The sequence below is a fragment of the Veillonella sp. genome, assembly GCF_015058545.1.
GTDB lineage: Bacteria > Bacillota > Negativicutes > Veillonellales > Veillonellaceae > Veillonella_A.
The window spans coordinates 1-13,286 of sequence record NZ_SVCB01000027.1 but is presented as its reverse complement, the minus strand read 5'-3'; the positions used below and the strand labels follow the sequence as shown (position 1 = coordinate 13,286).

Here is a 13,286-nt window from a genome sequence, read left to right as displayed (position 1 = left end):
TCGTTTCGGTTTTGCTTTTGCGGCCAGCTTCATTAATGCTATTATTTTAACGGCCGTATTGTCCGCCGGTAACTCCGGTCTTTATGCATCTACCCGTATGCTCTATGCTATGGCTAAAGAAGGCGATGCACCTAAAGTATTTACCAAGTTGAACTCCCGCGGTGTGCCGGTGCCGGCTTTATTGGCAACAGCTGCATTCGGCGTGTTCGCTTTCTTAACATCTTTAATCGGTGAAGGTACAGCTTACAACTGGTTAATCAATATCAGCGGTATGAGTGGTTTTATTGCATGGCTCGGGATTGCCATTGCCCACTATCGTTTCCGTCGTGCCTTCCATGCACAGGGCAAAAGCTTGGATGAAATTCCGTTTAAAGCTTTGTTCTATCCATTCGGTCCTATTTTTGCTACCGTATTATGTCTTATCATTATTGCCGGTCAGAACTATACAGCTTTTACCGGTGAAACTATTGACTGGTACGGCGCCAGCGTAGCCTATATCGGTATTCCGGTATTCTTATTGGTATATGCGGCCTATAAGAGCAAATATAAAACCCATGTTATTCCGTTAAAAGAAGTTAACTTGGATCGCGATTACGAAAAATAATCGACAGAATACTATTTTCTAAAAAATTTTTTAAACTCACGATATGGTCATAAACACTGATATTAGAGCGGTTTCTAAGGGATATATGCATCATTCGTTTAAATGAAAATTTTAAATTAAATAGAAAAAAATAAATTTAATGCTTGACTTGAAGTCGACTTCAAGTTCTATAATGAGTTCTGTAATCAACACTGATGACTACGAAACATGAGTCACAGTAACGATTACAGAACTTTTTTTGTTTGAAACCAAATCGTTAATGAGTCGTAATCGCAAAGAGTGATTCAAAGCGTAATTTATTGTACGTGAAAATCAGTTAATGTGATTATGAAGTATATATGGTGTTTAGAAAGGAAGATAGTATGAATTTATTAAGTAAAGTAAACAGCCCTCAAGATATTAAAGGCATGAGTATTGAAGAATTAAAACAATTGGCTCAGGAAATTCGTGAAGTATTGATTACTCGTGTTACTGAAACCGGCGGTCATATGGCTCCAAACCTTGGTTTTGTGGAAGCAACCTTGGCCCTTCACTACGTGTTTGATTCGCCAAAAGATAAATTTGTATTCGACGTATCCCACCAGTCCTACATTCACAAAATGTTGACCGGTCGTAAAGAAGGTTTTACCGATCCGGCCTCTTACAGCAAATACTCAGGCTATACCAATCCGAATGAAAGTGAACATGACTTCTTTACCGTAGGTCATACTTCCACGTCCGTAAGTTTGGCTTCCGGTATGGCTAAAGCACGTGACCTTAAAGGTGAAGACGGTAATGTCATTGCCATTATCGGTGACGGTTCCATGTCCGGCGGTGAAGCTTTGGAAGGTCTTAATGTAAGTGCTACGTTGGGCAGTAACTTCATCGTACTCTTCAACGATAACGATATGTCCATTGCTCCAAATGAAGGCGGTTTCTACGCTCACTTCAAAGCATTGCGCGACAGCAAAGGTAAAGCGGAAAACAACTTCTTCAAAACATTAGGTCTTGACTATGTATTCGTAGAAGACGGTCATGATTTAGAGTCCTTGATTGAAACGTTCAAAGCTGTTAAAGACATCGATCATCCAATCGTAATTCACATGGTAACTGTTAAAGGTAAAGGGTTACCGGAAGCAGAAGCGGATAAAGAATCGTACCACTACATTATGGGTAAACATTTTGATGTGGATGCGTACATGAAAGAAGAACATTTTGATGACATCATCGCAACTCACTTACTTGAAAAGATGAAACAGGATCCTAAAGTAGTCGGTTTAACAGCCGGTGTACCGGGCATTCCCGGTTTTAATCCACAGCGTCGTGCCGAAGCGGGTAAACAATTTATTGATGTAGGGATTGCGGAAGAACATATGGTGGCTATGGCTGCGGGTATTGCCAAAAACGGCGGTAAACCGGTTATCCTTGATGCGGCTACCTTCTTACAACGTACCTATGACCAATTGACGCAGGATATGGCTTTGAATAACAATGCCGTTACTATTTTATCCTTCCCGTTGGGCGGCGGTATTTCGCCAATGGATGCAACGCACTCCAGTGCTTTCGACTTGGCTATGATGAGCACCATTCCAAACCTTCGCGTATTATCGCCGGCTACTAAAGCAGAGTTGTTGGCTATGCTCGATTGGTCCTTGGAACAGACCGATTTCCCGGTAATGATTCGCGTACCGGGCGGTAAAGTACAGACTTTTGAAAGCGGCAATGCCTTCAATGGTGATTTGAGCAATCAGGTAACTGTCAAAGGTAACACGGTAGCTCTCTTGGGCTTAGGTGCCTTCTATGACCTTGCATTACGCACTAAAGACGCTTTAAAAGCTGAATTAGGCATTGAGGCAACCGTTGTAAATCCGCGTTTATCCTCTGAAGTCGATGCTGACACTTTGGAAAGCTTAAAAGCAGACCACAGCCTCGTAGTTACTTTGGAAGACGGCGTATTGGATGGCGGTTTTGGTGAAAAAGTGTCCCGCTTCTACGGTTTGTCCGATATGAAAGTATTGAACATCGGTATGAAAAAAGAAGTTAATGACCGTGTTCCTATGGACGAATTAGTGGCTCGTTACCACTTGTCCCCTGAATTAATCGTTAACGATGTGAAAGCGATTTTAAATAAATAATTCAGGTCAATATAAACTGATTTAAGTATAAATGATTCAGGCTGTAACTCAGCCTTTGGGTTCCCGTTTTATAAAGTTAAAACGTTTATCTGATAGAGGCTTGGCATTTTAGGCATAAATGCCAAGCAATAGAAGCTTAACCCTTCGATATATTCTATGAAAACGCCCTGTCGCCATACGCAGCGACAGGGCGTTTTTGCATTATGCCGTAAGTATTATAAGACTATATGCTTTAACTTAGGCAATATACCGACAGTTGATTTTTTACAAATAGAGGCAGTAAGACTCAATATAGCGAAAATATTCAATTTTTGATATACTATACGGTAAGTACAGGCTAAAGTAGCCTGACAGAATATAAGTATCCACTGTAAGTAAGAGGAGAGTGATTCATTAGTGGATGGTGACGTGGGTCTGGAGATACTCATAATTTTCTTGCTCATTATAGCAAATGGTATTTTCTCCATGACAGAATTAGCCATAGTCAATGCCCGTAAGGGTTTATTGGAAGATAGTGCCGAAAAAGGCAGTACAGGGGCACAGCGGGCGATTCAATTATCGGAAGACCCGAATCAGATGTTTTCTACCATACAAATCGGTATTACTTTAATCGGTATCGTAACCGGTTTGTATTCCGGCGCCGCATTATCGACGCCTATGGCAGAAGCTATTAAAGAACATATACCGGTTTTGGCACCCTATGCCGATTCGGTAAGTCCTATTATTATCGTATCGTTGACGACGTATTTATCCCTTGTTGTGGGTGAATTGGTACCGAAGCGTATCGCGTTGAACGCACCGGAACGAATTGCCATTATTATGGCCGTACCGATGCATTCGTTCTCGGTTATAGCTAAGCCGCTGGTAGCGTTGCTTAGTTCATCCACCAGCTTTTTATTAAAACTCTTGGGTGTGAAAGAGAAGGAAGAGGCGCCGGTTACGGAACTTGAAATCAACAAAATGTTGACTCAGGGCGTAGAATTAGGGGCTTTTGAAAAAGAAGAACCGATTCTCGTAGACAATGTATTCCGCTTGGCCGATTTAAATGCGGGCGATGTTATGACACCGCGTACGCAGCTTAAGTGGCTCGATTTGAACAGTCCGGAAGAAGAAATCAAAGAGCGCCTTTGTAATTCAACGCATTATCGTTTGCCCGTAGGACGCGATTCCTTGGATGAATTGGAAGGTCTCGTTATTGTGGCTGATGTGTTTGCGGAACATATGAAAGCAGGCGGCCAAAAAACTCTTAAAGAAGTGGTAGCCGAATGCACTAAGCAACCGGTTATGGTACCGGAATCCATCAGTCTTATGAAGCTTTTGGAAGTATTCCGTACCGAAGGGATTCACGAAACGGTAGTACTCGATGAATACGGTGGTTTCAGTGGTCTTGTAACTCTTCATGACATCATGGAAAAATTGGTTGGTTTGATGCCGGCGAGCGAAGATGAATTGAAAGAAGAAGAAAATCGTATCATGCAACGCTCCGACACGACTTGGCTCGTTGACGGTTTACTCAGCATTGATGAATTTAAAGAATATTTCGGCATTAATAAAGAATTGCCGGGTGAAGAAAAAGATTTATATAAAACGGTGGGCGGCTTTTTGACATATTTATTCGGTCGCATTCCTAAAGAGCTGGACCGCTATGTGTGGGAAACCTATACCTTTGAAATTGTCGACATGGATAATGTGCGTATCGACAAAATCATGGTGGTTCATGAGCCGCTAGAGGAAGAAACAGCTGCCGACGAATAAATTAACGATCCTCATAGTGTAGGCTAAGACCAAAGCTATGAGGATTTTTTTAGTTAAAAGACGGTTATTATGAGATGTGTTAAACATCTGCATAAAACTACAAAAATATGGAGTTGTAAATACCAATGGAAAATATGTACAAAGAATTAGTGACTACGGCGTCTTTGTTTGCTGTATATGTGCAGGAAGTTCGCAAACGTCTTCTAAAAGAGGCTATTGAAACGTATATTGATACCGTGCCTAGTGAATCGGCAAACAAGCTGATGAATAAAAAATTTAATCATTCAGAAATGCAGATTTTAAGCTATTTGGAGGCTAAACCGGATAAAACGGGTACCTATCAGGAAATTTTGAAGGCCATGCCTTTTTCACAGGGGCTATTATCACGGTATGTGAAACGTTTGGCGGCCAACAATTTGCTCATTCGTTTTCACAACAAAGAAGATTTAAAAGCTGTATTATTGCGTAATACGGAACTGGGAACGGCCGTGGCGTTGGTGCATAATGATTTGCATAAGCGTGAAGAAGCTTATTTTAAATCGGTTCTCAGTAATGTGCCGGCTGAAAAAATTAAGGACACCTTGGAAACGCTTAAACTTTTAATGAATGGACCGATTGCTATATCTGATGAAGAATTGAATACGTTAACAGGTATAAAGCCAAAATCGGCCTTTTGACAGTCCTATTATATGGAAATAAAGCCTTATTTGAACTGCAGCATCACAAATAATAAGCGCATAGTATAAGGTACACAGTATATTGAAAATAATTGACAGTAATGGGAATAACTCTTACAATTAATATATATATTACCGGTAATAAATAAGGAGGAGATTCATATGAGCGGGCTGAGAAGTTGGCGCCGATACACGATAATTACAGCATTATTGACAGGTTTGTTACTCTTGGTGAGTGGTTGTGGCTCATCGGACGAAACGAGCGATAAAGCCCCGTTGGTTAAAACACAGGTCGTTGGGCAAGGGAGCGGAGTCGGTGAAAACAGTTTGGCCGGCACCATTAAAAACCGCAATGAAACGGCTTTGTCCTTCCAAATCGGCGGACGTGTCATTCAAAAGAATTTTAATATCGGTAATCGTGTCAGTGCGGGCCAAGTGTTGGCCATGTTAGACCAAGGCGATACGAGCAGTCAAATGCAAAATGCCCAGGGTGCTTTGGCGGCGGCTCAATCTCAATATGATTTGGCAGCCACTAATGTGCAGCGCTATCGTCAGCTCTATGCCGAAGAAGCTATCAGTCAGTTACAATTAGATCAAATGGAAAATTCCTATAAAGTAGCGGCGGCGCAACTCGCTCAAGCACAGGCGAATGTGCAGACCAGTGCGAATCAGCAAAACTATACTCAATTAACAGCACCGGCTGACGGAATTATTACGGCTGCCTCCATTGAAGTGGGCCAAGTCGTAGCAGCCGGTCAGACCGTAGGAACCATAGCTGTCGGCAATGAGCCGGAAGCGGTTATTGCTTTGCCGGAACAAATGATGGCGTCTGTTTCCGTGGGATCACCGGCCAGTGTCACCTATTGGGCCTTGCCGAATGTGACAACGGCCGGTGTAGTCCGTGAAATTTCACCGGTTCCGGATGCAACAGCTCGTACCTATACGGTTAAAATTTCGTTACCGAATCCACCGGCTCAATTGCAGCTCGGTATGACGGCCAATGTAGTATTTAATCAATTAAATACGAATGGGTTGATGATTCCGTTAACGGCCTTGGTAGGCACTCGTCAACCTACACCGAATAGTCAGGGCCAAGTATATGTAGTAACCAATAATACGGTTCACTTACGGACAGTTACGTTAGGCAATTTGGGTAATAATCAGGTAGCTGTAGTGTCCGGTTTGAAGGCCGGTGACCGCATTGTAACGGCCGGTACGGATAAATTGGAAGAAGGGGCTAAGGTACGCATATGAAGCAGTTTAACTTAGCCGATTGGGCCCTCAGGCACAAGTCGATAATCTACTTTTTCATGGCCATGCTCTTTGCCATCGGCAGTTTTTCCTTTATGAAAATCGGTCGTATGGAGGATCCGAATTTTACGATTCGAACCATGGTGGTAGCCGCCACTTGGCCGGGCGCTTCGCCGCAGCAAATGTCGGAGCAAGTAACGGATAAGTTGGAAGAAAAAATCCGCGATTTACCGGGTCTTGATTATACAAAAAGTTTTACCGACGGCGGTAAGACGGTCATTTATATTAATTTAAAAGAATCGGTTAAAAGCGATGAGGTACGGGCCGTTTGGACCGAAGTTCGTCACATGATTGAGGACGAATGGTCGAGCCTCCCTTCCGGTGTGCAGGGACCTGTCATTAATGACCGTTTTGACGATGTGTACGGCACAATTTACGCCCTCACCGGCGACGATTATTCCTATGAAGAAAAAAGGGCCTACGCCGAAGATATTAAGCGCGTTTTACTGAGCGTGCCGAATGTAAAACGGATAGATTTAAAAGGTGTGCAAGAACAGACTCTTTATGTAGAAATGAATAAAGATAAATTGTCGGCCTACCAAATTAGTGCTCAGACGATTTTGAATGCTTTAAAACAGCAAAGCTCCATGGCACCGGCCGGCATGATTGATACGGACACCAATAATGTGTATTTGCGTGTGAACGGTCTTTTTGACAGCGTTGATTCAGTTCGTGAAATGCCGCTTCAAGTGAATGGTCAGACTTTGCGTTTAGGGGATATTGCCACGGTTCGCATGGATTATGAATCACCACAGAGCCCGTTGTTCTACTATAATGGCAAACCGGCCATCGGCATTGCCGTTTCTATGGATCCGGGGGCCAATAATATTGAATTCGGTAAGGCGTTGGATGCTAAAATGGCGTCCTATAAAGATCCCTTGCCGGTGGGCCTCGATGTGAGTCAGGTATCCAATCAACCAAAAGTGGTAGATGAATCTATCAGCGAATTTACCCGCTCATTATTTGAAGCTATCGTTATTGTATTAATCGTCAGCTTTATATCCCTTGGTGTGTGCAGTGGGATTGTGGTAGCTCTTACCATACCGGTCGTAGTGGCCAGTACCTTCGTGGGCATGTACGCTGACGGTCTTGAGTTACATAAAGTAAGCCTCGGTGCCTTAATCATCTCCTTAGGCCTCTTGGTAGACGATGCGATTATCGTTGTAGAAATGATGACCCTCAAAATGGAAGAAGGGCTCAATACGCATGATGCGGCCACTTTTGCCTATAAATCAACAGCCTTTCCGATGTTGAGCGGTACCTTGATTACCTGCTGTGGCTTCTTGCCAATCTTCTTATCCGAAGGTTCGGTAGCCGAATTTACCCATGCTTTATTTATCGTTGTGGCCATGGCTTTACTCTTGTCTTGGTTTGCGTCGGTGTTGGTAAGTCCCGTATTGGGCAGTAAGTTAATTCGTATTAAACCGGGTCATGAAGAAACCAGAGCTATGCGGATACAAAAGTCATTTTTAGCTCGTTTTGAAAAATTCCTCCACTGGGCTCTCGGTCATCGCCGTACGGTCCTTATCACAACCTTAGTGTTATTCTTCATTTCTTTGGTAAGCGTGCCGCTTATTAAAGTAGAGTTTTTCCCGGCTTCCACAAGACCGGAAATTATGGTAGCCATTCAGTTCCCGCAGAGTTCATCGTTGCAATATACGAAGAATCAGGCGGAACAGCTGGATAATCTTCTCAGTGGTGATAAACGCATTGAGCATTATTCGGCCTATGTCGGTGAAGGGGCACCGCGCTTCGTCCTTACCTTGGAACCGGAAGTTGAGCGCAACAATTACATGCAATATGTGATTGTAGCTAACTCTTTGGAAGATAGAAACAGATTATACAAGGATTTGAATGAAAAATTAAAAGATGAATTTCCGTCAGCTTTAATTAATATGGACTTTATTCAGACCGGTCCGCCTTCCAAATATCCGATTATGTTCCGTGTGTCCGGTCCTGATATGGTCAAAGTAAAAGAAATTGCCACCGATGTGAAGGCTGTTTTCAAAGAATACCCTGAAATCTCGGATATTGCCGAAGATTGGCCGGATAATACACCGAATATTGAAGTGCATATTGACCCTGCCAAAGCGCGCTTGATGGGCGTTGACAGCTATACAGTAGCGACAGATTTGCAAAGTAAAATTTCCGGTGTAACCGTGGGCCAATACTATGTGGGCAATCAGACGATACCGATGAAATTTAAACTCAGCGGTAACGAAGATCACAATATGAGTGTTTTGCAAAATATTCCGATTCAGACCGGTTCCGGCGCCTATGTGCCACTCAGCCAGATTGCCAATATATCCTTGGGCAATGAAGACGGTATTATTTGGCATCGCAACATGGCACCGACTATTACGGTACACGGCAATGTACCGCCTAATGTAATGGCTGATTCGCTGGCTAATGAAATTAATGAAAAATTGGACAACCTGAGAGCGGATTTGCCGGCCGGTTATACCATTGAAGTAGATGGCTCCGCCGAACAGAGTAACATCGCCCTTAATAACTTAAAAGGGCCGATGCCGATTATGATCTGTCTCATTATGGTTATCCTCATGTTCCAGCTTAAAAAGATATCCCTTATGATTATGGCTCTGTTAACGGCGCCATTGGGGCTTATCGGGGTTGTGCTTACCATGCTCTTAACCAATACGCCGATGGGCTTTATGGTGGTTTTGGGCGTTATATCCTTAAGTGGCATGATAATCCGAAACTCTATCATTTTAATTGACCAGATTGAGTTACACCGGAGTGAAGGACAAACGACCTATGATGCTATCGTAAGTTCCACAATCTTGCGTTTCCGGCCGATTATGCTCACCGCTTTGGCAGCAATTTTAGGTATGGTGCCGCTCATGCGCAGTGCCTTTTGGTCACCTATGGCTATTGCCTTCAGTGGAGGCCTTTTTGTGGCGACCATTTTGACATTAATCGTGCTGCCCGTCATGTATGCTCTATACTTTAAAGCGGAAGAGAAATAAGACAAGAGCCATAGGGAAAGTTAGTATTAAATGACGGATATTTATCAAAAGAAGTGATTTTTTGCTGGTAATTCTGTTATTATTACGATAAAATTTAATCAAAGCATATTGCGTAGATTGTGTAATATATGATTAAATAGGTAAGTAGACATTGCCAATAACAGTGAAAAGGAGCTAATACGATGAGTAACGTAGCATATTATGCCATTCATTATGGGGTGGATGAAAAGGGATATATTGCCTTTAATAAAGACAATAAAGAAATGACAGTAGTATTGCCTGATGAAACTTGGCAAAAAAAGATTTGGGATTATTTGCATACACCGCAAACTATTGAAAAAGCAGTAAGCCTTGATGTATATGAAACGGTAACGGTAAATCCTGCTGAATCCTTGGAAAACTTAAAATTAGCTTTAACCGTTATGTGGGAACGTACGGACGTTCAAGTCGATTGGAGCCGCCCGGTTGAAATCGACGGCGAATTTAAGTTCCCTGAATAAGTAATGGACGACCTGTGTTGTTAGTAAAAATTGGCAGAACATGTCATTTTTGAGCGAACAAATTAAAAGTTATACACCGGTTATAAACTAAAAAATAGTACATACTGACGAACATATCCACAGATTATGCACATGAATCTGTGGATATGTTGTGTATAGCTTGTAAGTAAGTAGTAAAATTTGGTGCATAAGTGAACGAAAAAGTGTATAACTCTGTGTATAAACCGTGGATAACTTGTAAATGAGTGCTTAAGAATATAGGTATATTGCGAGATGTGAACATTCCGTTTATAATATAGTTTGTAAAGTGTTTTAATTTAATACATACATGCGTCTATAGCTCAGTAGGATAGAGCAGCAGTTTCCTAAACTGCGTGTCGGTGGTTCGATTCCGCCTAGGCGCACCAAATAAAAACCGGCACTAGTGGTTTCATAATTGTAAATTATGAAGATAGACCATGGAAAGCCGGTTTTTTGCTAAGTTAAAGTAGAAAAACTAAAAATGTATTGATTACAAAATTGAAAATTAATTATATAATTATGTTATATTCTTTCTATCATAATAAAGTATAATCTTTTGAAAAATATTTGAATTATGAAATTAACAATATAAAAATGCTGATTATAACTGAAGTTGTGAGTCCTATAATCTTTTGACAATCTTTTGAAAAGTTTTTAAATTTGGGTAAGTAATCATAGAAAAGGTAGATTATTACTGGATTTTTAATAGAAATAATCTTTTGACAATCTTTTGAAAATATAATTTTAATTCGAAATATATATTATTTAGAAATGAGTGATAGATTAAGATGATTGAACTTAAGGGTGAAAATGAATATATTGAATATAAAAAATCGAATAAAAAGTTATCTAATGATATATGGGAAACATATTCAGCTTTTGCTAATACATTTGGGGGAAAGATAATACTTGGGATTAGTGAAGAGCAAGGAAAGTTTATCGTAACCGGTGTTGAAAATCCAGATAATATGATTAGTGATTTTTGGGTTACGATTAATAACCAACAAAAAATTAGTAAAAATATATTAGATAATAGGTGTATTCAAAAAATATTATTAAATGGAAAGACCTGTATTGAGATTACAGTACCGGAAGCGCATATAGAAGAAAAACCCATATATCTCAATGATAATTTATCTAAAACATATATCAGAAGGTTTAGTAGTGATCAATTAGCAACAAATGATGAAGTCGCTTCTTTTATGAGAAACAGATCTGGTAATCAGGATGCTACTACATTAGATAATTATGATATTCGAGATTTAAATTCAGTTACAATTTCTAAGTATAAAGACTATCTGTATCAATATACTAAAGATGAGTCAATTTTTGATAAAAGTACAAGTGAGTTTTTAACATATATCGGGGCTCAGACTGTTGATAGAAATGATGGTCGTAAATCAAAGCTTACAGAAGCAGATTTCCACATTTTCATTTAGATTTTTTTAATAGAACAGGCGATACGGAACGTTGGATTGATAGAGTTTCTTTTGGAGATTTAAATTATCCTAATCTAAATATATTTGAGTTTTATTTATCCGTAACAGAAAAGTTAAAAGCTTTATTGTTAGAGCCGTTTGAGTTAACTGATAATATGACGAGAAAGTCTACAGGAAAATTACAAGAAGCATTACGAGAAGCTTGTATTAATATGTTAGTACATGCAGATTATCATAATACATTATCAACTATAAGTATAAATGTATATAAAATGTTTTATATATTTAAAAATCCGGGATGCTTAAGGGTTACAAAAGCTGCATTTGTACAAGGTGGGCAATCAAATCCAAGAAATAATATTTTAGCTACTCTATTTAGAAAAATAGGCTTATCTGAACGAGCAGGTTCTGGTGGTCCGGTTATTTTTAGCTTACAAAGTGAATATGATTTTAGATTACCACAAATTGAAACTACTTTGAATGAAACGGAGTTAAAAATTTGGACAGTAGAACCAATTAATTCTATTGAAAATATAGATGAGGAATCTAAAATGGTTTATCAAGTGATAGTAGAAAATCCTGATATAACAGTTAGTAAGCTAGTAGAATATACTAAATTTACAAGATATAGAATTTATAAGATAATAGAAATTCTAGAAAACAATGAACTAATTATGCATACAGGTGAAACTAAAAATAGAAAGTATCAAAAGAGTCCATCGACATTAGATAAGTTTATTGATCTAGATAATATGAGAAAAGATATTGAAAAAAGTATTATAAATTAATTGAAACCAAATAATATAAAGGAGTTATTATGCCACAATTAATTTTCAAAGGTGTTACACCTGATATCGTTCAAAAGTTAAGTATTACTTTACCTAAACAGTTGGCTGAATTATCTGATACGCCGGTAGATTATTTTACCTTAGAATGTCCGGAAACGAAATATTTTCGAGACGGCAAAATCCATGATATGTATCCTTTGGTAGAAGTAGTGCAATATGATCGTGGTGTAGCTATGGAAAAACAAATGGCTCAGTGCATTGCTGATGCGGTTAAAGCTGAAGGTTATGATGTGTGCGAAGTGTATTTTATCCATATCGGCAAAGATGATTACTATGAATTTTAATATTTAATTAAAAACTCCTCACAGGACTCAAACATCTGTGAGGAGTTTCTTTTTGTATCATGTTTTTACTTCTTCTTCACCACCGAAATAATGGTAACACCCTTACCATAACTATGGGAAGCAATAACCTGATTCCGTGCATTCGAGGTACTGGTAGCTGTTACTGTTGTTGCATTGACGCCGCCTCGGGAGGTCGGACTATCACTTTTATATCTAAACTTAACTTCATAACGACCGCTCATAATGAAACATCTCCCTTTCATAAAAATACAGTATCATAGTAAGCCTGAAAAATACATTTATAGTAAAAAACAGTGATAATACCTATAAATCCATTATATATATAAAAATGTATAATAGCAACGGATAATATACATAATTGATATTCATTCACAAATTGCGTATTAATTATACAAAATACTCATAAGACGAGCGATTCATTAAATATTTGAGTAATTTTTGCAGATACTAATCAAGAAAAAGCGATAAAAATCATAACAATAAGTTGAATTTGAAAATGTTTTTATGGGGTGGATATTACATCTTATTTTTATAAAATTAAAAGAGATTAAGAGAAAAAGTGTTAAATGGTAAATTAATTTTTGTTTAAACATAATAAAACATAAAAATTATTCTATTTTATGTTATAATATACTGTATCTTTTAGTTAAATTATTATCGATAAATAATTGAACACTCTGAAAGTACACTCTATGCAATACAATCATGATGATTAGTTGTCATTT

General features: G+C 39.2%; 11 protein-coding genes and 1 tRNA gene. 11 read left to right on the top strand and 1 reads right to left on the bottom strand.

Annotated elements, in window-relative coordinates; genetic code table 11:
- From E7204_RS01520 to E7204_RS01470, 11 genes are all read left to right on the top strand, one after another.
- Positions 1 to 604 (top strand): amino acid permease (locus E7204_RS01520; protein WP_295180908.1); only part of this gene is annotated, 604 nt, incomplete at its 5' end.
- Positions 605 to 966: 362 nt separating this feature from the next.
- Positions 967 to 2,718, top strand: a complete 1,752-nt coding sequence (locus tag E7204_RS01515; RefSeq protein ID WP_295180906.1) for a 1-deoxy-D-xylulose-5-phosphate synthase — start codon at positions 967 to 969, stop codon at positions 2,716 to 2,718.
- A gap of 396 nt (positions 2,719 to 3,114) precedes the next feature.
- Positions 3,115 to 4,473, top strand: a complete 1,359-nt coding sequence (locus tag E7204_RS01510; protein ID WP_295180904.1) for a hemolysin family protein — start codon at positions 3,115 to 3,117, stop codon at positions 4,471 to 4,473.
- A 125-nt stretch (positions 4,474 to 4,598) separates the two neighbouring features.
- Positions 4,599 to 5,150 carry a MarR family winged helix-turn-helix transcriptional regulator gene (locus tag E7204_RS01505; protein WP_295180902.1) on the top strand — a complete coding sequence of 184 codons (552 nt, stop codon included), beginning with the start codon at positions 4,599 to 4,601 and terminating at the stop codon, positions 5,148 to 5,150.
- A gap of 162 nt (positions 5,151 to 5,312) precedes the next feature.
- The gene (locus E7204_RS01500) at positions 5,313 to 6,404 is read left to right on the top strand and encodes an efflux RND transporter periplasmic adaptor subunit (protein WP_295180900.1); all 1,092 of its coding nucleotides are present in this window, start codon (positions 5,313 to 5,315) and stop codon (positions 6,402 to 6,404) included.
- Positions 6,401 to 9,448 (top strand): efflux RND transporter permease subunit, encoded by a 3,048-nt coding sequence (locus tag E7204_RS01495; protein WP_295180898.1) that lies wholly within the window; start codon positions 6,401 to 6,403, stop codon positions 9,446 to 9,448. The genes E7204_RS01500 and E7204_RS01495 overlap by 4 nt, the downstream gene beginning before the upstream one ends.
- Before the next feature lie 182 nt (positions 9,449 to 9,630).
- Complete coding sequence (locus E7204_RS01490; protein WP_295180896.1) at positions 9,631 to 9,948, top strand: hypothetical protein; 318 nt, start codon at positions 9,631 to 9,633, stop codon at positions 9,946 to 9,948.
- A gap of 330 nt (positions 9,949 to 10,278) precedes the next feature.
- Positions 10,279 to 10,355: transfer RNA gene (locus E7204_RS01485), tRNA-Arg, on the top strand.
- A 402-nt stretch (positions 10,356 to 10,757) separates the two neighbouring features.
- The gene (locus E7204_RS01480; protein WP_295180894.1) at positions 10,758 to 11,408 is read left to right on the top strand and encodes an ATP-binding protein; all 651 of its coding nucleotides are present in this window, start codon (positions 10,758 to 10,760) and stop codon (positions 11,406 to 11,408) included.
- Positions 11,409 to 11,563: 155 nt separating this feature from the next.
- Positions 11,564 to 12,196 carry an ATP-binding protein gene (locus E7204_RS01475; protein WP_295180892.1) on the top strand — a complete coding sequence of 211 codons (633 nt, stop codon included), beginning with the start codon at positions 11,564 to 11,566 and terminating at the stop codon, positions 12,194 to 12,196.
- Between the two features lie 29 nt (positions 12,197 to 12,225).
- Positions 12,226 to 12,540, top strand: coding sequence for a DUF1904 family protein (locus tag E7204_RS01470; RefSeq protein ID WP_295180890.1), 315 nt, complete (start codon positions 12,226 to 12,228; stop codon positions 12,538 to 12,540).
- Between the two features lie 65 nt (positions 12,541 to 12,605).
- Here E7204_RS01470 and E7204_RS01465 read toward each other — a convergent pair whose 3' ends face one another.
- Positions 12,606 to 12,782, bottom strand: a complete 177-nt coding sequence (locus E7204_RS01465; RefSeq protein ID WP_295180888.1) for a hypothetical protein — start codon at positions 12,780 to 12,782, stop codon at positions 12,606 to 12,608.
- Between the last annotated feature and the right edge of the window lie 504 nt (positions 12,783 to 13,286).

What these genes read in the sequence shown, in the direction of transcription:
- E7204_RS01515 (WP_295180906.1), top strand. Translation starts at nt 967, where the DNA reads ATGAATTTATTAAGTAAAGTAAACAGCCCTCAAGATATTAAAGGCATG.
- E7204_RS01465 (WP_295180888.1), bottom strand. Translation starts at nt 12,782, where the DNA reads ATGAGCGGTCGTTATGAAGTTAAGTTTAGATATAAAAGTGATAGTCCG.
- E7204_RS01490 (WP_295180896.1), top strand. Translation starts at nt 9,631, where the DNA reads ATGAGTAACGTAGCATATTATGCCATTCATTATGGGGTGGATGAAAAG.
- E7204_RS01475 (WP_295180892.1), top strand. Translation starts at nt 11,564, where the DNA reads ATGACGAGAAAGTCTACAGGAAAATTACAAGAAGCATTACGAGAAGCT.
- E7204_RS01470 (WP_295180890.1), top strand. Translation starts at nt 12,226, where the DNA reads ATGCCACAATTAATTTTCAAAGGTGTTACACCTGATATCGTTCAAAAG.
- E7204_RS01500 (WP_295180900.1), top strand. Translation starts at nt 5,313, where the DNA reads ATGAGCGGGCTGAGAAGTTGGCGCCGATACACGATAATTACAGCATTA.
- E7204_RS01480 (WP_295180894.1), top strand. Translation starts at nt 10,758, where the DNA reads ATGATTGAACTTAAGGGTGAAAATGAATATATTGAATATAAAAAATCG.
- E7204_RS01495 (WP_295180898.1), top strand. Translation starts at nt 6,401, where the DNA reads ATGAAGCAGTTTAACTTAGCCGATTGGGCCCTCAGGCACAAGTCGATA.
- E7204_RS01505 (WP_295180902.1), top strand. Translation starts at nt 4,599, where the DNA reads ATGGAAAATATGTACAAAGAATTAGTGACTACGGCGTCTTTGTTTGCT.